General features: G+C 61.5%; 26 protein-coding genes. 14 read left to right on the top strand and 12 right to left on the bottom strand.

Translation table 11 applies throughout. From position 1 onward, the window contains the following. Positions 1-19: 19 nt before the first annotated feature. Complete coding sequence (locus tag CLV89_RS05525; RefSeq protein WP_423837293.1) at positions 20-1,282, top strand: UbiH/UbiF/VisC/COQ6 family ubiquinone biosynthesis hydroxylase; 1,263 nt, start codon at positions 20-22, stop codon at positions 1,280-1,282. 19 nt (positions 1,283-1,301) lie between these two features. On the opposite strand, the gene CLV89_RS05520 is transcribed toward CLV89_RS05525, so the two are convergent. From CLV89_RS05520 to CLV89_RS05500, 5 genes are all read right to left on the bottom strand, one after another. Continuing rightward, on the bottom strand, positions 1,302-1,487 hold the full coding sequence (locus CLV89_RS05520) for a Trm112 family protein (protein WP_106162630.1): 186 nt from the start codon (positions 1,485-1,487) through the stop codon (positions 1,302-1,304). After that, on the bottom strand, positions 1,484-2,137 hold the full coding sequence (locus CLV89_RS05515) for an LON peptidase substrate-binding domain-containing protein (protein WP_106162629.1): 654 nt from the start codon (positions 2,135-2,137) through the stop codon (positions 1,484-1,486). The genes CLV89_RS05520 and CLV89_RS05515 overlap by 4 nt, the downstream gene beginning before the upstream one ends. A gap of 27 nt (positions 2,138-2,164) precedes the next feature. After that, the gene (locus CLV89_RS05510; protein ID WP_106162628.1) at positions 2,165-3,100 is read right to left on the bottom strand and encodes a tetratricopeptide repeat protein; all 936 of its coding nucleotides are present in this window, start codon (positions 3,098-3,100) and stop codon (positions 2,165-2,167) included. 207 nt (positions 3,101-3,307) lie between these two features. Then, positions 3,308-4,096 carry an exodeoxyribonuclease III gene (locus tag CLV89_RS05505; RefSeq protein WP_106162627.1) on the bottom strand — a complete coding sequence of 263 codons (789 nt, stop codon included), beginning with the start codon at positions 4,094-4,096 and terminating at the stop codon, positions 3,308-3,310. A gap of 254 nt (positions 4,097-4,350) precedes the next feature. Further along, positions 4,351-5,037, bottom strand: coding sequence for a response regulator transcription factor (locus tag CLV89_RS05500; protein WP_106162626.1), 687 nt, complete (start codon positions 5,035-5,037; stop codon positions 4,351-4,353). Between the two features lie 169 nt (positions 5,038-5,206). Here CLV89_RS05500 and ribA point away from each other — a divergent pair, with 169 nt between their 5' ends. Then, the gene (ribA, locus tag CLV89_RS05495; protein ID WP_106162625.1) at positions 5,207-6,295 is read left to right on the top strand and encodes a GTP cyclohydrolase II; all 1,089 of its coding nucleotides are present in this window, start codon (positions 5,207-5,209) and stop codon (positions 6,293-6,295) included. Continuing rightward, positions 6,292-6,792: a L,D-transpeptidase family protein gene (locus CLV89_RS05490; RefSeq protein ID WP_106162624.1), complete on the top strand. Its 501-nt coding sequence runs from the start codon at positions 6,292-6,294 to the stop codon at positions 6,790-6,792. Before ribA ends, CLV89_RS05490 begins: the two co-directional genes overlap by 4 nt. Here CLV89_RS05490 and CLV89_RS05485 read toward each other — a convergent pair. Then, complete coding sequence (locus tag CLV89_RS05485) at positions 6,784-7,440, bottom strand: YggS family pyridoxal phosphate-dependent enzyme (RefSeq protein ID WP_106162623.1); 657 nt, start codon at positions 7,438-7,440, stop codon at positions 6,784-6,786. The genes CLV89_RS05490 and CLV89_RS05485 overlap by 9 nt on opposite strands. A gap of 115 nt (positions 7,441-7,555) precedes the next feature. After that, complete coding sequence (locus CLV89_RS05480; RefSeq protein WP_106162622.1) at positions 7,556-8,506, bottom strand: porin; 951 nt, start codon at positions 8,504-8,506, stop codon at positions 7,556-7,558. A gap of 282 nt (positions 8,507-8,788) precedes the next feature. On the opposite strand from CLV89_RS05480, the gene CLV89_RS05475 reads away from it, so the two are divergent. The 5 genes from CLV89_RS05475 (at position 8,789) to CLV89_RS05455 (ending at position 14,157) form a co-directional block, all read left to right on the top strand. Then, the gene (locus CLV89_RS05475; RefSeq protein ID WP_106162621.1) at positions 8,789-9,277 is read left to right on the top strand and encodes a DUF3576 domain-containing protein; all 489 of its coding nucleotides are present in this window, start codon (positions 8,789-8,791) and stop codon (positions 9,275-9,277) included. An 87-nt stretch (positions 9,278-9,364) separates the two neighbouring features. Then, positions 9,365-11,938, top strand: coding sequence for a leucine--tRNA ligase (gene leuS / locus CLV89_RS05470; protein ID WP_106162620.1), 2,574 nt, complete (start codon positions 9,365-9,367; stop codon positions 11,936-11,938). Beyond that, a complete protein-coding gene (lptE, locus tag CLV89_RS05465) occupies positions 11,925-12,458 on the top strand; it encodes an LPS assembly lipoprotein LptE (protein ID WP_106162619.1) in 534 nt (177 codons plus the stop codon). Before leuS ends, lptE begins: the two co-directional genes overlap by 14 nt. Then, a complete protein-coding gene (gene holA / locus CLV89_RS05460; RefSeq protein ID WP_106162618.1) occupies positions 12,455-13,483 on the top strand; it encodes a DNA polymerase III subunit delta in 1,029 nt (342 codons plus the stop codon). Before lptE ends, holA begins: the two co-directional genes overlap by 4 nt. A gap of 83 nt (positions 13,484-13,566) precedes the next feature. Then, positions 13,567-14,157, top strand: a complete 591-nt coding sequence (locus CLV89_RS05455; protein WP_106162617.1) for a glutathione S-transferase family protein — start codon at positions 13,567-13,569, stop codon at positions 14,155-14,157. On the opposite strand, the gene CLV89_RS05450 is transcribed toward CLV89_RS05455, so the two are convergent. Then, positions 14,130-15,326: a TIGR03862 family flavoprotein gene (locus tag CLV89_RS05450; protein ID WP_106162616.1), complete on the bottom strand. Its 1,197-nt coding sequence runs from the start codon at positions 15,324-15,326 to the stop codon at positions 14,130-14,132. The genes CLV89_RS05455 and CLV89_RS05450 overlap by 28 nt on opposite strands. A gap of 66 nt (positions 15,327-15,392) precedes the next feature. On the opposite strand from CLV89_RS05450, the gene CLV89_RS05445 reads away from it, so the two are divergent. Next, the gene (locus tag CLV89_RS05445) at positions 15,393-15,698 is read left to right on the top strand and encodes an HNH endonuclease (protein WP_106162615.1); all 306 of its coding nucleotides are present in this window, start codon (positions 15,393-15,395) and stop codon (positions 15,696-15,698) included. Here the strand turns inward: CLV89_RS05445 and CLV89_RS05440 are convergent. Both CLV89_RS05440 and CLV89_RS05435 read right to left on the bottom strand, forming a co-directional pair. Beyond that, positions 15,695-16,312 (bottom strand): enoyl-CoA hydratase/isomerase family protein, encoded by a 618-nt coding sequence (locus tag CLV89_RS05440; RefSeq protein WP_106162614.1) that lies wholly within the window; start codon positions 16,310-16,312, stop codon positions 15,695-15,697. The genes CLV89_RS05445 and CLV89_RS05440 overlap by 4 nt on opposite strands. Then, the gene (locus CLV89_RS05435) at positions 16,309-17,058 is read right to left on the bottom strand and encodes an SDR family oxidoreductase (RefSeq protein WP_106162613.1); all 750 of its coding nucleotides are present in this window, start codon (positions 17,056-17,058) and stop codon (positions 16,309-16,311) included. Before CLV89_RS05435 ends, CLV89_RS05440 begins: the two co-directional genes overlap by 4 nt. Positions 17,059-17,192: 134 nt before the next feature. Here CLV89_RS05435 and CLV89_RS05430 point away from each other — a divergent pair, with 134 nt between their 5' ends. The 5 genes from CLV89_RS05430 (at position 17,193) to lpxK (ending at position 23,159) form a co-directional block, all read left to right on the top strand. After that, on the top strand, positions 17,193-18,707 hold the full coding sequence (locus CLV89_RS05430; RefSeq protein ID WP_106162612.1) for a DUF2125 domain-containing protein: 1,515 nt from the start codon (positions 17,193-17,195) through the stop codon (positions 18,705-18,707). A 134-nt stretch (positions 18,708-18,841) separates the two neighbouring features. Next, positions 18,842-20,188, top strand: coding sequence for a TldD/PmbA family protein (locus tag CLV89_RS05425; protein WP_106162611.1), 1,347 nt, complete (start codon positions 18,842-18,844; stop codon positions 20,186-20,188). Beyond that, complete coding sequence (locus tag CLV89_RS05420) at positions 20,175-20,975, top strand: 3'(2'),5'-bisphosphate nucleotidase CysQ (protein WP_106162610.1); 801 nt, start codon at positions 20,175-20,177, stop codon at positions 20,973-20,975. The genes CLV89_RS05425 and CLV89_RS05420 overlap by 14 nt, the downstream gene beginning before the upstream one ends. After that, the gene (locus CLV89_RS05415; RefSeq protein ID WP_106162609.1) at positions 20,975-22,171 is read left to right on the top strand and encodes a 3-deoxy-D-manno-octulosonic acid transferase; all 1,197 of its coding nucleotides are present in this window, start codon (positions 20,975-20,977) and stop codon (positions 22,169-22,171) included. Before CLV89_RS05420 ends, CLV89_RS05415 begins: the two co-directional genes overlap by 1 nt. Next, complete coding sequence (gene lpxK, locus CLV89_RS05410) at positions 22,158-23,159, top strand: tetraacyldisaccharide 4'-kinase (protein ID WP_106162608.1); 1,002 nt, start codon at positions 22,158-22,160, stop codon at positions 23,157-23,159. Before CLV89_RS05415 ends, lpxK begins: the two co-directional genes overlap by 14 nt. A gap of 36 nt (positions 23,160-23,195) precedes the next feature. Here the strand turns inward: lpxK and CLV89_RS05405 are convergent, their stop codons facing one another. Together CLV89_RS05405 and CLV89_RS05400 are read right to left on the bottom strand one after the other, a co-directional pair. After that, positions 23,196-23,888, bottom strand: coding sequence for a DsbA family protein (locus CLV89_RS05405; RefSeq protein WP_106162607.1), 693 nt, complete (start codon positions 23,886-23,888; stop codon positions 23,196-23,198). Between the two features lie 2 nt (positions 23,889-23,890). After that, positions 23,891-24,412 (bottom strand): DUF721 domain-containing protein, encoded by a 522-nt coding sequence (locus CLV89_RS05400; protein WP_106162606.1) that lies wholly within the window; start codon positions 24,410-24,412, stop codon positions 23,891-23,893. Between the last annotated feature and the right edge of the window lie 57 nt (positions 24,413-24,469).

Here is a 24,469-nt window from a genome sequence, read left to right as displayed (position 1 = left end):
CGTGCCTCTGGACATTGGCATGGACAATTGCCCAGCGGGGCGCATATTGCGGGGCATGACTGATATGCGTGAAATCCTGATCGTGGGCGGTGGCCTCAACGGCCCCTCGCTGGCTCTGGCACTGGCCCAGGGCGGCCATTCCGTAACGTTGATCGACGCCCTGCCCGCGCCGCTGCGCGAAGAGGCGGGCTTTGACGGGCGATCTTACGCGCTGGCGCTGGCCTCTACCCGGCTGCTGCAGCAGATCGGCGTCTGGTCCCGCATCGCGGATCGGGCCCAACCGATGAATGAGATCAAGGTCAGCGACGGCACCGCCGGACGCGGCCCGTCGCCGCTGTTCCTGCATTTTGAGGAAAGCGATCTGGACGAGGGCCCGATGGGCTACATGGTCGAAGACCGCTATCTGCGTCGCGCCCTGCTGGAGGCGATGGCGGTGGAACCCCGGATCACCCAGATCTCCGGCCAGCGTGTGGTGGCGCAATCTGTCGGAGCTGATGCGGTCACCGTGACGCTTGAAGATGGCGCACAACTGTCCGGAGCGTTGCTCGTGGGCGCAGATGGGCGCCAGAGCGGCACCGGTGAACGCGCTGGCATCAAACGCACCGGCTGGGACTACGGCCAGACCGCGCTGGTCTGCGCCATCTCACATGATTTGCCGCATGACGGGATTGCACATCAGTTCTTCATGCCGCCGGGCCCGTTGGCGATCCTGCCGCTGCCGGGCAATCGCAGCTCCATCGTCTGGAGCGAGCCCCATGCCGAAGCGGCGCGCATCCAAGCGCTGGGGGATGAGGATTACCTGACCGTGCTGCGCCCGCGATTTGGGTCGTTTCTCGGAGAGATCGCGCTGGAAGGCAAACGTTTCAGCTATCCGCTGAAGCTGAGCCTCGCCAATGCGTACTACACTGAGCGGCTGGCGCTGGTGGGAGATGCGGCGCATGGGCTGCATCCGATCGCCGGTCAAGGCCTGAACGCAGGTCTGCGCGACATTGCCAGCCTGGCCGAAGTGCTGACAGACGCCGCGCGACGGGGCGAGGATATTTCAAGCCCCTTGGTCTTGGCGCGCTATCAGCAGTGGCGACGGTTTGACACCACCTCGCTGGCGCTGGCGACGGATGTCTTCAACAAGCTGTTTTCGAACGACAATCCGATCCTGCGTGCCACCCGCGACCTTGGCCTTGGACTGACAAATGCCCTGCCTGGTCTGCGCCGTGGATTTGTGCGCGAGGCGGCAGGACTGTCCGGGGATCTGCCGAAACTGTTACGCGGGCGCCCGCTCTGACCGCGCGTTCGCGGCACGCTCACTCCAGCGGGCGCGCCTCATCCGTCAGCATCACCGGGATACCGTTGCGGATCGGGAAGGCCAGATTGGCGGCGCGGGAGATCAGCTCCTGCTTTTCGGCATCATATTCCAGCAGCGTCTGGCTCGTCGGGCAAACCAAAGCTTCAAGCATGCGCCGATCAAAGGCGGGGGCCGTATCTGTCATTGCAGTTTTTCCTCCAAAGAGCCACCGGAGCCGCCCCGCAGGGCAAACTCCATCAAGGTGACCAATGTTTCACGACGGGTCGACAAGCTCGGCGCCTCCAGTAGGGCCTGTTTGTCCTCCGGTTCGAAATCCAACAGCATGGAAAGCGAGTTGATCAGCAACTCGTCCCCCGCTTCGTCCAGACTGCCCCAATCGGTCGACAGGCCGCGCGCGTCAAGGTAGCGCCCGAGAAGGCCCATCAATGCAGCGCGGTCAAAGACCTCGTCGCATTCCGTTTGCCCCAGATCGGCATCGAACCCCGCCCAATCCACCGCGCAACGGCGATAGGGGGTAAAGCCCTCGACCTCCGTTTTCACGCGAAACCGAGACAGCCCGCAAAGCGTAATGAAATAGCGCCCATCTTCTGTTTCCGAGAATTGCGTCACCCGGCCTGCACAGCCGATGGTTTGCAGGCCGGAGCCTTCACCGTTGCGCTTGCCATTGGGCTGGATCATTCCAATCACCCGCTCAGGCGTTTTGAGAGCATCCTCCAGCATCTGCAGGTAGCGTGGTTCAAAAATATGCAGCGGTAGTTTCGCCCGCGGCAACAGCAGCGCCCCGGGCAAAGGGAAGACAGGGATAGTGTCCGGCAGATCAGCGGGTTTAATCATGTTGTGCAACCTAGTGCCGCAACAGCATCAGGCAAATATAATAGAGCTGAGCTTGCGGCGGCCGTTCAGAACCACCGGATCATTGGGCTTCAGCGCCTCGAAAATGGTGAAAAGCTGCGCCTTGGCCGCGCCGTCGTTCCACTCGCGATCACGGCGGAACAGCTCCAGCAACTCCTCCACAGCGGCCTCGGCTTCGCCTGCGGCATGCAGCGCCTGCGCCAGATCGAACCGGGCCTGCAGATTGTCCGGATCCGCCTCGACAGCCGCGCGCAACTCGGCGACCGGGCCGGCGTTTTCGGCCTGACGGGCAAGCTCGATCTGCGCATGTGCGGCCTCGATTTCGGGAGCCGTTGAAATCTCGGCCGGGGCACCGTTCAGAACCGCCTCGGCCTGGTCCAACTCGCCCATCGCCACGTGACAGCGCGCCAGCCCACTGTAGGCCGGAGCACTCTTGTCGTCCTCACCGAGGATCGCCGCAAAGACCTGCGCCGCGTCAGAGGCCGCGCCTTCTTCGAGCATCTGCTCGGCGGTTTCCAGCGCCTCGCCAAGTCCGCCATCGGCGGTGCTGCCAGCGGTTTCGGCCAGTTTTTGCAGGAAGGCGTCGATTTCGGATTGCGGCAACGCGCCTTGGAACATGTCCACCGGACGCCCCTGATAGAAGGCAACGACACTCGGGATCGACTGCAGCGGCAGGCCCTGCTGCGCCAGCGCGGCAGCCAGACGCTGGTTTTCATCCACGTTGATCTTCGCCATCTTGACCGCGCCCTTGGCCTTGGTCACGGCTGCCTCCAGCATCGGGCCCAGCGTCTTGCAGGGGCCACACCAGGGCGCCCAGAAGTCCACCACGACCGGCACCTCCATGGAGCCATCAACCACCTCCGCCATGAAGGTTTCTTCGGTCACATCCTTGATAAGATCGCCTGCAGACGCTGCGGCATCGGCTCCGCCCAGAATGTCCATCATTGTTCCGCACTCCTTTGAGTCTTGCTTGAGCCCTATATGCGATTTCAACGCCGGAAAACCAAGGGATGAGTTTCGCGAGAGTCTTTGCGGCGTGCCCCCGCCGCGCCGTCAGGCGCGGCGCCCGGCCCAACAAAAATGCGCGCCCCCTCGGGCGCGCGTCTTTTGGCGGGAGCGCCCCCGCCCTGCTTGCACCGAACGTAGGCGGGATCAGAGGTCGAAGGTGGCAAAGACCGGCGCGTGATCGCTGGGCTTTTCCCAACCCCGCGCCGCGCGCAGGACCCGGCTGGAGTGTGCAGCATTGGTGATATCCGACGTGGTCCAGACATGGTCGAGCCGACGCCCCTTGTCGGCGGCATCCCAATCCTTGGCACGGTAGCTCCACCAGCTGTAAAGCTGCCCGTCGGGAATGTCGTTGCGGGTGACATCGGCCCAGCCACCGGCCTCCATCACCTGCGCCAGGTGCTCCACCTCGATCGGCGTATGGCTCACCACCTTCAGCAGCTTCTTGTGATCCCAGACGTCATCCTCGCGCGGGGCGATGTTGAGATCGCCCACCAGCACCGATTTCTCGGGCCGCTCGGCATGGAACCAGTCCCGCATCTCGGTGAGGTAGTCGAGCTTTTGACCGAACTTCACGTTCTTTTCGCGATTCGGCTCATCACCGCCCGCGGGCACGTAGAAATTGTGGATAGTGACGCCGTTTTCCAGCCGTCCCGCCACATGGCGGGCATGGCCGAGGCTGGCGAAGTCCTTGTCGCCTGCGTCCTCGATGGGAAGCCGGGACAGGATCGCCACCCCATTGTAGCCCTTCTGCCCGCGCGCAACCATATGGGTGTAACCGAGCGCCCGGAACGCCTCCATCGGGATCTTGTCCACCGGGCTCTTGCACTCCTGCAGGCACAACACATCCGGCCCCTCCTCTTCGAGAAGCTTCAGCACGATGGGTTCGCGCAGGCGCACGGAGTTGATGTTCCAAGTGGCGAGGGTAAAGGACATGCGGGCTCTCAATCTCTGGCAAGTGTTCGCGCGGATATTGCCTCCGCAGCCGCCTTGATGCCAGCCCTTGACCGATCATTCTGCACAAACGATTTCATGTACTGCCGCTCGCAGGACAAAAAAAGACCGGGCACGAAGCCCGGTCCAGTCCAACAGGGAGGGTGCATATCATGACCCGGACATGCACGGGATCTCTTCAGCAGAGCAACCGTACAACGTGTGTACGCGAAAGTTGTTCCACCTTTAATTGTTACTCAGGCGACCAGCCGGTAACCGCCTGATTCCGTCACAAGAAGTCTCGCATTCGACGGATCCGGCTCAATCTTCTGGCGCAGGCGATAAATATGCGTCTCCAACGTATGCGTTGTAACCCCTGCGTTGTAACCCCAAACCTCGTGCAGCAAAATGTCGCGGGGCACCACGCCATCGTTTGAGCGGTAGAGGAATTTCAATATATTCGTCTCTTTCTCCGTCAGGCGGATCTTGCGTTCATCTTCGGTCACCAGAATTTTCATCGCCGGCTTGAAGGTATAGGGGCCAAGCACAAACACTGCGTCCTCAGACTGCTCGTGCTGACGCAATTGCGCGCGAATACGTGCCAAGAGAACCGGGAATTTGAATGGTTTGATGACGTAGTCATTTGCGCCGGCGTCCAACCCGAGAATGGTATCGGCATCGCTATCGTGCCCGGTCAGCATCAGGATCGGCGATTTTACCCCCTGCTTGCGCATCAGTCGGCATAGCTCACGCCCGTCCGTATCCGGCAATCCAACGTCCAGGATGATCAGATCATAGATCGCCTCTTTGGCACGTTCCATCGCGCCCTGCCCGTCGCCGGCCTCGAAGACGTCGAAATCTTCGGTCATCACAAGCTGCTCACTAAGAGCCTCTCGCAGATCCTCATCGTCATCCACGAGCAGAATTTTCTTCAACTGGGCCATCCGGTCTCTCCTGATCTCTTGCCATCACAGATGTGCCCGTGCTCACAAAAGAACAAGCTTCGCGACATGAGGTTCACGTCGACGTGTCCGGTGGCGCGGAAATATTTCACTTTTGCAGCAATTGGGCGTAGGAAAAAACTCCTGATGTTACAGCCGGGATCGTGACCTGATGAGCCTATTGCCAACAATGCTGGAGCGGATCGCACGTGCGCGAGTCGATCTGAGGATGGGATTGCCAGTCATCCTGACCACCGGCGACACTGCCATCCTCGCGATCGCCGTAGAAAGCCTGACCCCGGAGCGCCTTGCGGACCTGCGCGGGCTCGGCCCGGTTGCTCTGGCCCTGACAGCACGCCGTGCAACGACCCTGAAGGCCCGCGTCTATGATGATGATCTGGCACGGGTGGAAGTTCCCATCGACGCGGATCTAAGCTGGCTTCAATCCCTTGCGGATCCCGCCGACGATCTCGCAGCCCCCATGAAAGGGCCGCTCACCAGCCTGCGGAGCGGAGAGGCCTCTCTGCCCCGGCTGGCTCTGGCGCTTGTGAAATCGGCGCGCCTTTTGCCGTCTGCCGCCTATGTTGACCTTCAGGATGCCGGATCCTTTGCGTTGAAGCACGACCTGACCCTCCTGCCCCGCTCTACCGCCGAACCGCTACTGAACCAAAGCTCCCCGCTCCATCCCGTGGCAGCTGCCCGGCTGCCAGTGGAAGCCGCCAAAGCTGGCCGATTGCACATCTTTCGCCCAGAAGACGGCGGCGAGGAGCATTACGCCATCGAGATTGGCCGCCCGGATCGTGACAAACCGGTATTGGCGCGGCTGCACTCCGCCTGCTTCACCGGCGACGTCCTCGGGTCACTCAAATGCGATTGCGGGCCACAGCTGCGCGGGGCGCTTGGCCAGATGGGCCAAGATGGCGCTGGCGTCCTGCTTTATCTCAACCAGGAAGGGCGCGGTATCGGGCTGGCCAACAAGATGCGCGCCTATTCATTGCAGGATCAGGGCTTTGATACGGTAGAGGCGAACCATCGCTTGGGGTTCGAGGATGACGAACGGGATTTCCGCCTCGGCGCGTCGATATTGCGAGAGCTGGGTTTTTCCTCAGTACGGTTGATGACCAACAACCCCGGCAAGATCGCCATGATGGAGAAAACCGGGATCTCGGTCGAAGAACGCGTCCCGTTAAAAGTGGGCGAGAACGAATTCAACCGTCACTATCTGGCGACCAAGGCCGCGAAGTCAGGGCATATGTTATGACCCCTGCAGACCTTGTCCTAACCCCCACCGGCCTCCGCTTTATGGGCCGTACATTTGCCTGCTCGATCGGCAGAGGCGGCATTTCAGACAGAAAGAGAGAAGGGGACGGCGCCACCCCGGTCGGCGAACACCGCATTGTGGGCATGCTCTATCGCCCGGACCGCATCTGCCCACCGCAGGACTGGGCTGTGCCAATCCTCCCCGGAGACCTCTGGTCTGACGACATCGAGGCGATCGACTACAACCACATGGTGCGCGCGCCGTATCCACATAGCCATGAGCGGCTTCGGCGCGCCGACCCGCTTTATGATCTTATTCTGCTAACCGATTGGAATTGGCCCTATTCACAAAAGTCGCGCGGCTCCGCGATCTTCCTGCATCAATGGCGCAGGCCGGGCTACCCCACCGAAGGGTGCATTGCGTTCTCTCGCGAAACCCTGCGCTGGATCGCAGAGCGACTGCAGCCCAAAGCACGGGTTATTGTCCGCTCACGCTGAATAGGTGCGGTCACCAAATATCGCCGAGCCGACACGAACATGGGTGGCACCCAGCGCGATGGCGCCTTCAAAGTCGCCGCTCATCCCCATCGACAGACCGGCCAAGCCATTGCGATCCGCGAGCTTGGCGAGGAGCGCGAAGTGCAGGCTTGCCTCTTCGTCGACCGGCGGAATGCACATCAGGCCTTTGACCGGCAGGTCGAGGTCACGGCAGTCCTGAATGAACCCATCTGCATCAGCAGGTAGAATACCGGCTTTCTGCTCTTCTTCACCGGTGTTGACCTGTATGAACAGATCCGGACACTGCCCTAGCTCCTGCGCTAGGCGCGCAAGCGTTGTGGCAAGCTTTGGGCGATCAACGGAATGAATGGCATTCACCAACTCCATTGCCTGCCGCGCTTTGTTGGTCTGCAATGGGCCGATCAGATGCAGGTCGACGCCCTGAAACCGCTCGCGAAACTCGGGCCATTTACCCGCTGCTTCCTGAACGCGGTTCTCACCAAAAACCCGGTGCCCCTCTTCAAGAACGGCCTCGACGCGTTCGTTCGGCTGCACCTTGGACACGGCGATCAGCTCTACCGAGCCGGTTGCGCGATTGGCGGCGGCTTCTGCGGCGGCAATGCGGGATTTGATCTCACTCAGCGACATCTCGGCCTCATTTAGCTAGGGGGCTGTTTGGCCGGACAAAACACTGTTTACGCACAAAAGAAAAGGGCGAGCTCCGAAGAGCCCGCCCCAAGAACCGAGTGGTTCCGTTCTCCAATTAGAAGGAGAACTTCACACCGAGGTCTGCCAGCATGCCGTCGGCGGTGTCTTGAGCGATACCACCGGCGAGAGTCACGCCGCCACCCAGACCGTGGGTGAAGCCCAGGCCGTAAGCGGTTTCGGAGGAGTCCAAACCACCGCCGGAAACAACAGCTTGGATCGCAGTTGCGGAGGACAGTTCGTAGTTGATGGATGCACCATAAGCGAAGTCGCCATCGGCACCAGCAACGTCGAATGCTTCTGCGTCGCCGAGGATTACAGAGTAACCCAGTGCGCCAGCGGAACCAGCAACGTTGACGATGTAGTAATCGCCACGTGTATCGTCGTCACCGTAAGCAGCAGCAATCGTCATGCCGTTTGCAAGGGTGTAGCCGAGACCGATCTGAGTTTCCTGAACGTCGATGGTGTTGTCATCGGTGTAGGACAGCGATGCGGAGAAATCACCAACGGTGTAACGCGCTTTGATGGTGGTTGCTGTTGCGGAGCCTGCACCGAAACCACCGATGGAGTTCGCAACGGACGCACCGTCGATATCGTACCATACGGAGTTCTGCTCAACCAGAGCAGTCAGACCAACGCCATAGCCGTACAGGTCAACCTGGTCGCCGGAGTCGAACACGTCGGATACGTTACCAACGTCAACACGCAGACCACCGTAGGACACGGCGAAACCAGCGGCACCCGGGCCACGGCCAGCAATGCCGGAGTTTGCGTTTTCGTTGGATTCGAGACGGAAGCGAGCTTCCAGTTTAACGCCAGCGTCGGTTTCCGCGATGCCGGTGATGTTGACGCGCATACGCTGTTCGATGCGGGTTTCTTCTGCGCCGGTGTTGGCTTGGTCTTCGTTATAAGCCAGGCCGAAGCGTGCGGTACCGCCGATGGTCAGCTCAGCTGCAGCAACACCTGCGGTCGCAACCAGTGCGGTCGAAGCGAAGAGAATCTTTTTCATGGTTTACCCTCGGGTTTGAATTTCGAAAGAAGCAATCGGCGTCTGCCACTTCGCTCCTCAAGTACGCACATCCTCTCGCTCGTTTTGGGGTCTCGAAGCAAGCGTGCGCTGAAAGCTGAAAACCATTCATCAACCAAATGATGCATCAAGGTCACAGTCGATTTCACCGGATAGCTCCGCAAACTGCAGCAGGCGCGAGTCTATTAAAGAATAGACTTGTTGGCGCATCCCGCCTTGTCTAGGAGTAGATCAACTGCAAATTCTGGAACAGGCCCGGCCAATATGCGTGGTATAAAGACTTTCGTTCTTCTATCTTCATTGACCTTTGTGACCGCCTGCGGGGCCTTCAGATCGCTGGACACCAGCTCTGAGGTCGATGACCGCGACACGATCGTGCTCGCAGGCGAAGGCCGTGAAGCAAACGATGACAAGACCACGATCTGGGAAGCCTTTGGCCCTCGCAAAAGCGAACAACGCGTTCAAGTGAACCGCTATCTGTGGGCCGCAAGCCTTGATGTGCTGGAATTCCTGCCTGTTCAGTCGGTCGACCCGTTCACCGGCGTGATCGTGACCGGGTACGGCACACCGCCGGGTGGCGGCCGCTCTTACCGGGCAACCGTTCACATCAAAGATCCCGCGCTTGAGGCACGGTCGCTCAATGTTGCGCTGCAAAGCCGTGGTGGCGCCGTGAGTTCGGCAACTGCACGCGCCGTCGAGGATGCGATTCTCACCCGTGCCCGTCAGCTACGCATAGCTGACAAGAAGATCTGACGCCTGCGCACTGGAACCCATTAGAAATTACACGTATCAGAAGCGCCGGGTCTAAAGCCCGGCGTTTTTAGTCAAAGGACCGCTCACATGTCGCGTTACGAAGCCTCGGACATCGAAGCCAAATGGCAAAAAGCCTGGGAAGAGGCTGCCATTTTCCAAGCGAAAGAAGATCACGACAAACCCAAGTACTATGTGCTTGAGATGTTCCCCTACCCGTCGGGCAAGCTGCACATGGGCCATGTGCGCAACTACACGATGGGCGACGTGATCGCGCGCTACAAGCTGTCCACCGGCCATAACGTGCTGCACCCGATGGGGTTTGACGCCTTTGGCATGCCTGCGGAAAACGCCGCGATGGCCTCGGGCGGCCACCCCAAGGACTGGACCTATTCCAACATCGACACGATGGTCGAACAGATGAAGCCGCTGGGCCTCTCGCTCGACTGGTCGCGCATGTTCGCCACCTGCGACCCCGAATACTATGGCCAGCAGCAGGCTTTGTTCCTTGATTTCCTTGAAAAAGGTTTGGTCTACCGCAAAAACGCCGTGGTCAACTGGGATCCCGTGGACATGACTGTGCTGGCCAATGAGCAGGTTGAGGCCGGACGTGGCTGGCGCTCCGGTGCGCTGGTGGAACGGCGTGAACTGACGCAGTGGTTCTTCAAGATCTCCGACTATTCGGATGAGCTGCTGACCGCGCTCGATGGGCTGGAAAACTGGCCGGCCAAGGTGCGCCTGATGCAGGAAAACTGGATCGGCAAGTCCCGCGGGTTGCAGTTCAGCTTTGAGCGCACCGATGGTGAAGAGGCAATCGAGGTCTATACAACTCGCCCCGACACGCTGATGGGCGCAAGCTTTGTCGGCATCTCTCCCGATCACCCGATTGCCAAGCAGCTCGAGGCCGAATCGCAAGAGGTCGCCGATTTTGTTGCGGAATGCCGCAAGGGCGGCACCACGGAAGAAGCCATCGAGACCGCGCCGAAGCTGGGCTACGACACCGGCCTGCGCGTGCGTCACCCGCTCGACCCGAACTGGGAACTGCCGGTCTGGATCGCCAACTTCATCCTGATGGATTACGGCACCGGCGCGATCTTTGCCTGCCCGGCGCATGACCAGCGCGACTTTGAGTTCGCCACCAAATACGACCTGCCGATCATTCCTGTGGTGGAACCGGTCGAAGGCGCAGATGAGCTGACCGAGGCCTATGTACCGACCAAAGCCGAGAAGGTCCGCTATGTGCGCGGCTTTGCAGGTACCGAGGAACAAACCGGCGAGGACGGCGTCAACACCGCCGTCGACAAGGCCGAGGCCGAAGGCTGGGGCGAAGGCGTCACCAAATTCCGTCTGCGCGACTGGGGTCTTTCGCGTCAGCGCTACTGGGGCTGCCCGATTCCCGTCGTCCACTGCCCCGATTGCGGCGTGGTGCCGGAGAAGAAAGAGAACCTGCCCATCGCGCTTCCTTACGACGAGGACGGCAAGGCGATTGATTTCTCGGTCCCCGGTAACCCGCTGGACCGTCACCCAAGCTGGCGCGATTGTGCCTGCCCGTCCTGTGGCAAGCCCGCCCAGCGCGAGACCGACACGATGGACACCTTCGTGGACTCCAGCTGGTATTTCGCCCGTTTCACCGCACCCCGCGCCGAGACGCCGACGGATCTGGAGGCTGCGAGCTACTGGATGAACGTCGATCAATACATCGGCGGCATTGAGCATGCGATTCTCCACCTGCTTTATTCGCGGTTCTTTGCCCGCGCGATGGAGATCTGTGGCCATCTGCCCGAGAGCGCCAAAGAGCCGTTTGATGCGCTCTTTACGCAAGGCATGGTGACCCACGCGATTTACGAGAATGCCGAGCGCAAGAACGAGAACGGCCGCTCAATCTACCACTACCCGAATGAGGTCGAAGAGCGGGATGGAGGCGTCTTCGTCAAGGAAACCGGTGAGCGGATCAAGGTGATACCGTCCGCGAAGATGTCGAAGTCCAAGAACAACGTGGTCGACCCGCTGGCGATCATCTCCACCTACGGGGCCGATACCGCACGTTGGTTCGTTTTGTCCGATTCGCCACCCGAACGGGACGTGGAATGGACCGCATCTGGCGCTGAAGCCGCCTATAAGCACCTGAACCGGGTTTGGAACCTTTGTGATCGCATTGGCGAGATGGACCCGGATGCGAAAGGCGAAGGCGACGAGGATCTCTTGCGCGAGATGCATAAGGCGATCCGCGATGTGACGCTGGGTGTCGAGAGCTTTGGCTTCAACGCTGCCATCGCCAAGCTTTATGGCTTCACCAACACCCTGTCCAAATCCAAGGCCAGCGCCGCGGTGCAAAAGCAAGCTATCAAGACTTTGGCGCAGCTGATGTCGCCGATGACCCCGCACCTGTCCGAGGATATCTGGGCGCATCAGGGTGGCGAAGGGCTGGTTGCCAATGCCCCCTGGCCGATCGCGGACGACTCCATGCTGGTCGAGGACAGCGTGACGTTGCCCATCCAGGTGAACGGCAAACGGCGCGGCGAGCTGACCGTTGCCAAGGATCTCGACAAGGCGGAGGTTGAAAAACTGGCGCTGGCGCATGAAGCTGTACAACGGGTGCTGGAAGGTGCGGCGCCCAAGAAGGTGATCGTTGTACCGGGGCGGATCGTCAATGTCGTTGCCTGACCGACGCAGATTCCTAGGCCTGATGCTGGCGCTGCCCCTTGGCGCCGGCCTCTCTGCCTGCGGCTTTGAACCGGTCTATGGGCCGAACGGAGCGGGCACAGCCCTGCGCAACCAGATCGTATTTCAGGCGCCCGAAACCATCGGCGCACCAAGCGACACTGATGCCTACTACTTCGTCCGCCAGCTGGAGACACGTCTGGGCCGTGCGGGAGCGCCAGCCTACCGAATGGACCTGACGCTGAACACGAGCGAAGTCGGTCAGGCGATCACCGCCGATGGCGACATCACCCGGTATTCGCTGACCGGCACCGCGGGCTACAGCCTCGTGCGCCTGTCGGACGGACAGATCGTTGCCAGCGGCGAGGTGGAGAACTTCTCCGGCTATTCCGCCAGCGGCACCACGGTACAGACCCTGGCTTCTGAGACCGACGCGCACGAGCGCCTGATGGTGATTCTCGCCGATCAGATCGTGACCCGGCTTTATGCGGTGCCCGGTTTGGGCACGACGACCGGCACATGAAACTCAGCCCGCGCGAGGCCGAGGGCTATTTTGCCCGCCCCGACCCCGGTAAGACCGGGATGTTGATCTACGGGGCGGATGCGATGCGCGTCTCGCTCAAACGTCAGCAGATGCTGGCGGCACTCCTTGGCCCCGCAGCCGAGGAGGAGATGCGCCTGACCCGTATGGCGGCGGGCGAGTTGCGCAAGGATCCGGCCCGACTTCTGGACGCAGTGAAGGCCGTGGGGTTTTTTCCCGGCATCCGCGCGGTGTTTGTAGAGGATGCCAATGACACTGCCACCCCGGCGATCACCGCCGCGTTGCAGGAATGGCAGGCGGGTGATGCGCAAATCGTGGTCACCGCGGGCCAGCTGAAAGCCTCATCAAAGCTGCGCAAGGCCTTTGAAACCCACAGCAACGCCTACGCCACCGGCATCTACGACGATCCGCCCTCCCGCGCGGAGATCGAGCGCATTCTGGGCGAGGCGGGGGTGCGCGATGTGCCCGGCGACAGCATGTCGGCGCTGACCGACATTGCCAATGAGATCGGTCCCGGCGATTTCTCTCGTATGATCGAGAAGCTGAGCCTCTATAAACACGGCGACAGCAGCCCGCTGACGCTGGAGGATATCGACGCGGTGGCGCCTCAATCCACCGAGGCCGCACTGGACGATCTGCTCAACGTGGTGGCCGAAGGGCGCAGCACCGAGATCGGCCCCGTGCTGCGGCGTCTGCAGGCGCAGGGCACTAACGCGGTCAGCCTTTGCATCGGGGCGACCCGGCATTTTCGCACGCTTTACACCATCGCCTCTCACCCCGGCGGCCCAGCGCAAGGCATCGGTGGCCTGCGTCCGCCGCTCTATGGCAAGCGGCGCGACCGGATGTTGCGGCAAGCCCAGGGCTGGGGCGCACAGAAATTGCAGAACGCGCTGACTTTGTTGACCGATACCGACCTACAGCTGCGGTCCGCCGGACAGAGCGCTCCGGCGCAAGCGCTGACTGAACGCGCCCTGATCCGGCTGGCGATGTTGGCCCGGGCGCGCTGATCACCATCCCGCGACGTCGTGACGGGCCGCTTGACCTATTTCGCGCGTGCAGCAAACCTGCCTGCAACCAAGGAGGACACATGATGTACAAAGTGATCGGCAAGCCGATGACCCGCACGTTCCGCGTGCTTTGGGCGCTGGAAGAACTGGAACAGCCCTATGAGTTGGAAGATGCGGCCCCGCAAAGCGCCGAAATCCGCAATTACAACCCATCAGGCAAGGTGCCCGCCCTTGTGGTAGACGGCACGACCGTGACTGATTCCGTGGCGATCATCACCTATCTCGCTGACAAGCACGGCGCGTTGACTGCGCCCGCCGGCACTTTGGCCCGCGCGCGACAGGATTCGGTCACCAATATGCTCAACGACGAAATGGATGCGCTTCTCTGGATGGCTGCGCGGCACAGCTTTGCCCTGCCGGAAGAGCAGCGGGTGCCGGCGATCAAGGACTCGCTGCGCTGGGAATTTGCCCGATCCGTCAGCCGCGTCGAGGCCCGCTTGACCGATGAATTCATCGCAGGCGAAAGTTTCTCCATCGCCGATATCCTGCTGACCCATTGCCTGAACTGGGCACGCGGGGCCAAGTTCGAGGTCGAAAGCGAGGCGTTGCTGGCCTATGGCAAGCGCATGCGTGACCGGGCGGCCTTTCAGCGCGTCGTGACACTCGCCAAGTAACGCGCCGCCGCCTGCCCGGCCCAGCGCCCGGTGGCAAAACAGGCGGTCAGCAGATAGCCGCCCGTCGGCGCGTCCCAATCCAGCATTTCTCCGGCGCAGAACGTGCCGGGGAGTGCCTTCAACATCAGCCCGTCCTCCAGCGCATCGCGCCGCACGCCGCCCGCGGTCGAGATCGCCTCGTCCAGTGGACGCAGCCCCGCATGGCTGACCGGCAGATGCTTGATGATCCGGGACAGAGCCGCCGGATCCTGCGGCAGCGGACGCCCGAATTCCTGCAGGAGTGCCGTTTTCACCGGACCCAATTTCAGCCCCCGCCGCATATGATTGGCCCAACTTGCCTTGCCGCGTGGCTTTGCCAGACGCGCGGTCAGTTCCGCCGCGGCCACGTCCGGCGCGAGGTCCAGATATAGCGCATGTCCGTCACGCAAGGCCGGGGTCAGCGCATAGAGCCCGCCGCCTTCTAGCCCACGCGCCGATAGAGTTGCCTCTCCGCGTCCCGTCAGATGCCCGGCCTGCCAGCCTACCGCCTTGATCGCCGCCCCGAAGTGCGGCGCCATGTGATCGCTCCACGCCACCGAAAGTGCCGCATTGGAGGGCTGGAAGGGTGCCAGCGCCACACCCTGGCTGGCCAGCATTGCGGCCCAGGCGCCGTCAGACCCCAACCGCGCCCAGCTGGCCCCGCCCAGCGCCAGAACCGTCGCACGGGGCGAGATCCGCTGCGGGCCATCCGGCGTGTTGAAGCTCAACTGACCATCCTGCCAGCCGGTCCAGCGCCAGCCCACATGCCGGGTTACGCCAAGCTGATCCAGCTCCGCCAACCAAGCGCGCAGCAGGGGCGAGCCTTTCATCGCAGTGGGAAACACCCGCCCGGTCGAGCCCGTGAACAGCGCCTGCCCCAGCCCCTGCGCCCAATCCTGCACCGCCTGCGCGTCAAAGGCGCGGATCATCGGGGCCAGCCAGTCCTCAGCACCGCCATAGTGGGCAAGCAGAGCCTCGATCGGTTCGTCCTTGGTCAGGTTGAGGCCGGATTTGCCAGCCATCAGAAACTTGCGCGCCGGCGAAGGCTTGGCCTCGACCAGCGCCACCCGATGCCCCTGACGGGCGATTTCACCCGCAGCCATCAGGCCCGCTGGCCCGCCTCCGATCACCACCGCATCCCACTCGTGCATTCGACTTTGCCTTTTGCTGTCTCCGCCGCATCTTGCGCGGTGAGCATCCCAACTTCGCAGCCCATCATGACCGACCCGGACGCCAACCCGATCTGCCCGCTCTGCGCCCGTCCGATCCCGGAAGACGCCCCACAGAGCCTGCACCACCTGATCCCAAAGCTCAAAGGTGGCAAGGGTGGTCCGACGGTTTTGCTCCACCATATCTGCCACAGGGAGATCCACGCCAGCCTGAGCGAAGCGGAGTTGGCGCGCAATTACAGCACCATCGCAGCGTTGCAACAGCATCCGCGGCTGGCGAAGTTCATCAACTGGGTGCAGAAGCGCCCGCCGGACTTTTCCTCCCGCGTGCCGGGCAAGCGACGGAAACGCTAGGTCGGCGCGCAGGCTTGCAGGATCGCGCGGGCAACTTCGGGATCTGCCGCCAAGGACGGTTCCACCAATGCTTCAGCGGTCTGCAACAGGTCCTCCGGCGCCACGATGCGGTCGATCAGCCCGTAGTCATAGGCCTCCTGCGCGGAGAGCTTCTGTCCTGCCGCCAGCACCATCTTGGTGCGCGCCGGGCCGATCAGTGCCCGCATCCGGGCCGCATCCGAGGGCTGTGGCAGGTAGCCCAGTTGCATCACCGGATAAAAGACCTTGGCCGAAGGCACCGCAATGCGGAGATCGCAAGCCAGCGCCATGCCGTTGGCACCGCCCGCAAGCGTGCCGTTGAGGGCCGCTACCTTCAGGCAGGGCATCTCCGCCAGCGTCGCGGACAGCTCCTCCCACAGGGGCGAGGTGGCCAGCCCGGCCTTCGCGGCATCAAGATCCGCACCGGCGCTAAACACCTTGCCCGTGCCGGTCAGGATCACGGCCCGCGCGCCCTCGGCCCCACGCAAGACAGCAATCAACTGCTGCAGCATGTCCGGCGTCAGGGCGTTGGCTTTCTCCGGACGGTTGAGGCGCAGGGTCAGCAAACCGCGCGAATCCTGATGGCGTTCGATCATGTCAGGCCGACTCGCGTGCGGATGGTCTCATCGCGCAGGGAGATCTCGGTGCCGATGAATTCGTCGGCATCGGGGCTGCACATCCACAGAAGCGTACGCGCAGGCCATTCCGCCGGGATGTGATCCTCCCAGTCCAGCTGGCTTACCGGATTGAGACCGCTGGCCTTGATGTCGCGCTGCATCTGGGTGGCCACCGTGCCCGGCGACAATCCCATAACCCGAATGCCGTTTTCACCTTCCTCCAGATGCAGCGCTTCAGTCAGCATCGCCGCGCCCGCCTTGGAGGTGCAATAGGCGCTCCAACCTTCCAGAGGCCGCTGCGACGCGCCAGATCCGATGGTCAGCACAGAGCCGCCACCCGCCGCCTTCAGATGCGGCAAGCCTGCGTGCATCATATTGAAAACGCCGGTGATGTTCACATTGATCAACTGCGCCCAATGCGCCGGGGATGCATCCGCCAAACGGTCGATCGGGTCGATCAGGCCAGCGTTGCAAATCAGCACATCAAGGCTGCCGAAAACGTCCTTGGTTTTGGCAAATGCCGCCTCAACCGCCGCGTAGTCGGACACATCGCAGGCCAGCGCGAGCGCTTTTTCGCCTATCTCTGCCGCCAGTTCGGTGAGCGCATCAGCGCTGCGCGCAAGAAGCGCGACATTTGCACCAGAAGCGGCGAAAACCCTTGCTGCATCCGCTCCGATGCCCCGGCTCGCCCCTGAAATGACAACTGTCTTACCCGCGATATCCATAAATTGTCTCCAAATCTTCGTTTGCTTATGTGTTAATCTGCTTTGGGGGGAACGGTCCAGTCATTGGCTCCCTTGACCACACCCGCGCGAGCGGAGAGGTTCGCCCCAACTCTTCGCTAGGAAAGGTTCTTCTTATGTCTGTTTCTCTTTTTCGTGGCCTGGGCGCCGTTGCCCCAATACTGCTTATCGCCCAGGCGGCGCACGCCGATCTGAGCGCTCAGGATGTCTGGTCTGACTGGAAATCCTACATGTCCGACACCGGATATGACGTGACCGCATCAGAGGCGTTCGAAAACGGTACACTCAAAGTCACCGACATCGCAATGTCGATGGACATCGACGGTGATACCGTCTCCGTGACCATGGGCGCGCTGGATTTCGTTGAAAATGGCGATGGCAGCGTGAATGTCGTGATGCCAGCCGAATTCCCGATGGCATTTGATGTCAATTCCGATGGCGAAGCCGTCACCGGCAGCTTGCTCTACACCCATGACGGCAGCCCGATGGTCGTCAGCGGCGACACTTCCGAAATGGAGTATAGCTACGCTGTCGATAAAGGCACCATCACGCTCAACGACCTCGTGATCGAAGGCGAAGCCGTCCCCACTGACGTCGCGGCCCTGACCCTCACCATGAATGACATTGCCAGCAACACGGTGATGAAAATTGGTGACTTGCGATCCTACACCCAATCCATGACCGTCGCGTCCCTGGCCTATGATTTCATGTTCCAGGACCCTGAAGGTGACGACGGGGCGGCCTTCAACGGCGTGATCGAGGGTGTGAACTTCGACGGCGACGCCATCGTGCCCGAGCTTGAAGATCCCTCTGATGTCTCGGCGATGCTGAACGCAGGCATGGCCTACGATGGCAAATTCACCTTCGAGTCCGGCAGCAGCAACGCGAAAGGCTCCGACGGCTCTGACAACTTCGAGATACAGACCACCTCGAACGGCGGCGAGTTCAACATCGGCCTCAGCCCCGAAGGCCTGACCTACGACGTCATCCAATCCGACACGACGTTGAACATGACCGGCTCCGACTTCCCGTTCCCGATCTCGCTGAGCATGGCCGAGATGGGCGTGAACTTTGCGATGCCGCTGACAAAATCCGAAGAAGAGCAGGATTTTGCTCTCGGTCTCGCGCTGCGCGAATTTGCGGTTCCGGAAATGCTCTGGGGTCTGATCGATCCGACTGGCGAGCTGCCGCATGATCCGGCCAACCTGGTTGTTGACCTGACCGGTACCGGCAAACTGTTCTTTGACCTGACCGATGAAGAACAAATGGCCGCAGTCGAGGACGGCGAAGAGGTTCCGGGGGAAGTGAACTCGCTGAAAATCAACGAAGTGCTGCTGTCCGCCGCGGGTGCAGAACTGACCGGCACCGGTGACTTCACCTTCGACAACAGCGATCTGGAGAGCTTTGACGGGATGCCGGCACCTTCCGGTGAGGCCAACCTGCAGTTGGTGGGTGCAAACGCGCTGATCGAAAAGCTGATCGGAATGGGTCTCCTGTCCGAGGATGACGCCATGGGTGCACGCATGATGATGGGCATGTTTGCTGTCCCGGCCGGTGATGACACGCTGACCTCGAAAATCGAAGTCAACGACGAAGGTCACTTGCTCGCCAATGGTCAGCGCCTGAAGTAATCGCATCGGGCCTTTGCCTACATGTGATGGGGCCGCTCCTGCCGGGGCGGCCTCTTTTTATGGTGCTCAGCCCTTGCGATAGCCCGGCGGTCTGGCTAGCTCTGGAGCATTGCCGCTCATACGTGAAGGTGCACATGACCCAAACTCCGCAAACCCTCTGCCACGCCCTGCTCGACGCAGCGCGCAAGGCGGGCGCTGATTCCGCCGATGCAATGGCCGCCGAGGGCAGCTCCCTCTCCATCGAAGTCCGCGACGGCACCCTGGAACACGCGGAACGCTCCGAAGGGGTGGATATCGGGCTGCGCGTATTTGTCGGACAACGACAGGCGCAAGTGTCCTCGTCCGACACACGCACCGAAACACTGACCGCCATGGCGGAGCGCGCTGTGGCGATGGCGCGCGAGGCACCGGAAGATCCCTATGCGGGATTGGCGGATGCCGAACAGTTGGCCCAGTCCTGGGATCTGGCCGCACTTGAGATGGCAGACCCCAGCGCGGAACCAGCACCGGACCAGTTGCAGCAAGACGCCTTGACCGCCGAGGCGGCCTGCGCGGCCATCGAGGGGATCACGCAGGTCCAATCCGCCGCTGCGGGCTACGGTCGGCATGACATCCATCTCGCCGCGAGCAATGGGTTCTCCGGAGGCTACGCGCGCACCAGCCGATCGGTCTCCTGCGTTGGCATCGCGGGGACCGGCAGCGGCATGGAACGCGACTATGATGGCGATTCCCGCACGTTTCAGAGCGATCTGCGCGCAGCCGGAGACGTCGGGCATACCGCAGGCACCCGTGCAATCGAACGTATCAATTCCCGCCGCCCCAAGACCGGGGCCTATCCGGTCCTGTTCGACGAACGCATCTCGTCCTCGCTGATCGGCCATTTGCTGAGTGCCGCCAATGGCGCGGCCATCGCGCGGGGCTCATCGTGGTTGAAGGATGGTCTTGGTACGCAGATCCTGCCAGACAGCCTGTCAGTGATCGAAGATCCGCACCGTGCACGTATGTCCGGCTCTCGTCCCTTTGACGGCGAAGGGCTTCCGACCCAAAAACGTGCCATTGTTGAGGACGGGGTCTTGACCGGCTGGACTATGGATCTGGCGTCCGCTCGCAAGCTGGGGGTGGAAAGTACCGGCAACGCCGCCCGTGGTATTGGTTCCGTCCCTTCGCCGTCCAACTGGAATATCGCACTGACCCAGGGCACACGGACGCGCGCCGAGTTGATCCGGGACATGGGCACCGGCCTGTTGGTCACCTCGATGATCGGCTCTACGATCAATCCCAATACCGGGGATTATTCGCGCGGTGCTTCGGGCTTCTGGGTCGAGAACGGCGAGATCGCCTATCCGGTCAACGAAGTCACCATCGCGGGCAACTTGCTCGACATGCTCAAGACGCTGGTGCCAGCCAATGACGCCCGGACCTACCTGTCCCGTGTTGTCCCCTCGCTGCTGCTCGAAGGAATGACACTTGCCGGAGAGTGATCTGTCCCTTCTCATTTCGGCGGCGCAGCGGGCAGGTGAGATCGCGGGGCAATTTGTTGGCACCGAAGCGCAGAAATGGGACAAGCCCGATGGTGCAGGGCCGGTAACCGAAGCCGACCTCGCCGTGAACCGCTATCTCGAGGATCGGCTGCAGGCCGCACGCCCCGATTACGGTTGGCTATCGGAGGAGAGTGAAGACAATGATCTGCGCCTGTCGCGGTCACATGTCTTTGTCATTGATCCGATCGATGGCACCCGCAGTTTTGCCGATGGCTCTCGAACCTGGGCGCATTCGCTCGCGATCGTGAAGGATGGCGCGCCCGTTGCCGCCGTCGTCATGCTACCGCAGCGCGACCTGCTGTTTGCCGCGGCCGCCGGTCAGGGCGCACGCTGCAATGGCACGCCAATTCACGCCAGTCCTGCTCAAGATGTCGAAGCTGCTCATGTGCTGAGCGCCAAATCCGCGCTGGATGCCCACCATTGGACCGATGCCGGACCGCCTGCATTTGAACGCAGCCATCGCCCATCGCTGGCCTATCGAATGGCACGTGTGGCCGATGGCACTTATGATGCGATGCTGACCCTGCGCCCCACCTGGGAGTGGGACATCGCCGCAGGTGTCTTGCTCCTGGAGGAAGCTGGAGGTGTGGCAACCAATCGCTGTGGTGGGCGCATGGTTTTCAACCGCCCCGACGCGCTTCAGGACGGCGTCGTGGCGGGCGGACCGGAGGTGCATCGCCAATTGCTCTCCCGTCTGGTCTACAGTTCGGATGAGAACCGGAGCTGATGCCCTGGCGCGAAGACGAATATAGATTTGGTACAGCCCCACTGAGCCGCCCTGACGGCGAGCTGGTCTGGGCGCATGCGACAACACAGGAACGGTTTCTGGGCCTGTGCGATGTGGGGCATCGTCTGAAGACCATGCGCCCTGACCTCTCGATGATGTTCACCTGGGAGGAGGATGCGCGCCCCTCTCACATTCCGGAAGGTTGCGATATCGCCTTGGGGCCGCTGACTGTCGAGCAGCCAACTGATATCCGCAGCTTTCTTGATCACTGGGACCCGGATGTCTGCATCTGGGCGGGCGGTCATCTGCGCCGGGTGTTGATGCGCCAGATACGCGAACGCAAACTCCCCTCCGTTTTGGTCGACATCGATGCCGATGAATTGCCAGGACGTACATCGCGTTGGTTGCCCGATCAACGGCACCGGCTATTGAATGGGTTTTCCGAAATCCTCGTACCTGGCACCGAAGTCACGGAGCGGTTGAAGCGCGCGGGTGTTCCGGCTGAACGCATCCGCTCGTCCGGCCGCCTATTCGAGTCGACCAGCCCGCCTGGCTGCAACGACGAGGAGCTGGCACGGCTGCAATCTCAACTCCATAGCCGCCCCGTTTGGCTCGGCGCGCGGCTGTCGCTGACCGAGTTGCAACCGGTGGCAAAGGCGCATCGCGCCACGCTCCGGCTATTGCATCGTTTGCTTCTGGTCATCACTGTCGACACGTTTGAGGATCTCGACGCTGCGCGTAATACTTTGAAAAAAGAGGGGCTTGTCTTTGCCGACTGGGATATGGGCGAGGAGCCGGAGGATCACACCCAGGTCATAATCGGGCTGACCGAAGACCTCGGCCTTTGGTACCGGCTGTGCCCCCTCTGTTTTCTCGGCAATAGCCTGATCAGGGGAGCGCAGGGCATCAACCCATTGAACGCAGCGGCCTTGGGATCTGCAATTCTACATGGTCCGGGTGTTGTCACGCATACACAGGCCTACCATCGCCTGGCGGCACTGGGAGCTGCCCAGCGCATCCATGGCGAAGAGGAACTGTCCGAAGCGGTCTATCAGCTCTCCTCCCCTGACAAGGCAGCAGAAATGGCGCTTGCAGGTTGGCAGGTCGTGACCGAAGGTGCGGTCATGACAGACAATCTCCTCGACAAGATTCAGGATCTTCTGGACCAAGGTGAAATCAACGATGCGGCCACCTGAATTCTGGAACAGGCCACCGGGGGTCTTTGACCTGCGGGCCTGCGCTCTGTCACCGTTGGGTGCGCTCTATGCGCGCGCCACTGCTGCACGTCTGCGCAAGGGCACCGCGCTGCAAGGCGCGGTTCCGGTGATCTGCGTCGGCAACCTGAACGCGGGCGGCACGGGCAAGACTCCGACAGTCATCTGGTTGATGGAGCAGCTCGGCGCAGCCGGACATTCCGTTCACGTCGTGTCACGCGGATATGGCGGGCGGCTCGACGGGCCGGTGCAAGTGGACCCGAGGCACCATTCCGCAGCAGATGTCGGCGATGAACCACTCCTGATGGCCGCCTTCGGCGAAGTCTGGGTGGCCAAGGAGCGGAGCGCAGGCGTCGAAGCTGCGGCAAACTCTGGCGCTAGCGTGATCCTGATGGACGATGGGTTCCAAAACCCATCCGTCGCAAAGGATTTTTCGATCATCGTGGTCGATGCCCAACGCGGATTCGGCAACGGGCGCTGCCTGCCGGCAGGACCATTGAGAGAACCAGTCGATGTCGGGTTGAAGCGGGCGGATGTTGTGCTGTCACTGGGTAACACCGCTGCACAGAACGACTTTCGCACCCTTTGGGGACCGGCGATCACCGTCCCTCATGTCGAGGGGCGCGTCGCCCCGTTGCCAACCGGAATGCCATGGCAAGGCACCAAGGTGCTCGCCTTTGCCGGCATCGGGCATCCGGAAAAGTTCTTTGCCACCCTGCGCGGCCTTGGCGCAGACCTTCGCCGCGCGGAGGCATTGGATGACCATCAAACTCTGGCTCCGGCGCTGCTGACCCGGCTGGAACAGGAAGCGCGCCTGCTTGGTGCGCAACTCGTTACCACGGAGAAAGACGCCGTGCGGTTGCCTGACAGCTTTCGACGCAAGGTGATCACCCTGCCGGTCCGCCTACAGATACCCGAGGCCGACATGCTGCTCACCCGCCTGAAGGAAATCGCGCCGCCCCCTGCATGAGAGAACGGCGCGGATTATCATAAGAACGATAGAAGGTTAGCCTTCGAGCTCTGCGTCGATCAGTGCCTTCATGTCTTCGTAGGACTGGTTCGACACCTTGGTTCCGTTCAGGACGAAGGACGGAGTGGACTGCACTTCGTCTTTGGTCGCGTTTTCCTGATACCAGGCCACCAGTGTCTGAGCCTTGGTAGCGTCCTGCATGCAGGCCTCCAGCTTGTCGTTGTCGAGGCCGGCCAGGCGACCGATCTTTTTCAACGCCTCGACCATCTCGGTCGGATTGCCGGCGCGAGTCCACTCGGACTGCTGTTGGAAGATCAGATCGGTGATGCCGAAGAACTTCTCCTCTCCACCGCACCGGGCAACCATGGATGCCCACAGGCCAAAGCGGTCGAAGTAGACCTCGCGATAGATGAACTTCACTTTGCCAGTGTCGATGTAGTCCGCCTTCAGCTTCTTGTAAGCGTCCGCGTGGAAACTCGCGCAATGCGGGCAGGTGTAGGATGCATACTCGATCATGGTGACAGGCGCATCTTCCGCGCCCTGAACCATCTCGACGATGGTGGAGGTATCGACTTCGGCAGCCTCAGCACTCTCCTGCGCGTTGGCTGCGCCAATCAGTTGGATGTCCAGCAAGCTCGTCTCGCCTTGACGGGTCGAGAAGCTGTTCATGGCATAAACACCTGCGGCGACGGCCACGGCCGCGCAAATACCTGTCATCGTACGGGTCATTTCTACCCCTTTCGGTTTGTTTTTTGTCGTGTCATCACATTGCGCCCAAGCCGCTCGAGTGCTGCGCGCAATTCGTCGTTCTCTACACCGGTGGCCGTCTCCCGGGCCGCCGCAACATCCTCAGGTGCGGGTTCGGCCTGTTTGCGGGTTTTCGGCGCATAGCGAAAATCCACCTGACCATCCGCAAAGCCGATCGGGGCTGTCTGCGTGATGTGAAGCTTGGAAATGGCGTTGTAGCCATAAACCGCGTTGACCTTGTCACGCAGCGCCGCTTTTTGCATTTCCAACATCGGGGCCATGGCGCCCGTGGTCAGCACAGTCAGCGTTGCACCGATACCGCCACGCCCGTAGCCGACCTTGACCGGGCGCGCCATCGCCGCCAGATCCGGACCGACGATGTCCTCCCAATGGGTCAGCAGCCGCGAAACCGCGAAACCACGGGTCTCTCCCGCCTTGCGAATTTGGTCATTCAGCAAGGAGCCTGTTCGTTTAAAGCCGCGTGTAGTGGGTCGTCTGTATGCCATGCCGGTGGTTTTGCGTGTGTGTTCGCCCTATTGTAAAGGGCCGGACGTCAGAGACCA

The sequence above is a fragment of the Tritonibacter scottomollicae genome (assembly GCF_003003215.1).
GTDB classification, from domain to species: Bacteria; Pseudomonadota; Alphaproteobacteria; order Rhodobacterales; family Rhodobacteraceae; genus Epibacterium; species Epibacterium scottomollicae.
The sequence above is the reverse complement of the archived record's forward strand: the minus strand, read 5'-3'. Positions and strand labels throughout refer to the sequence as shown.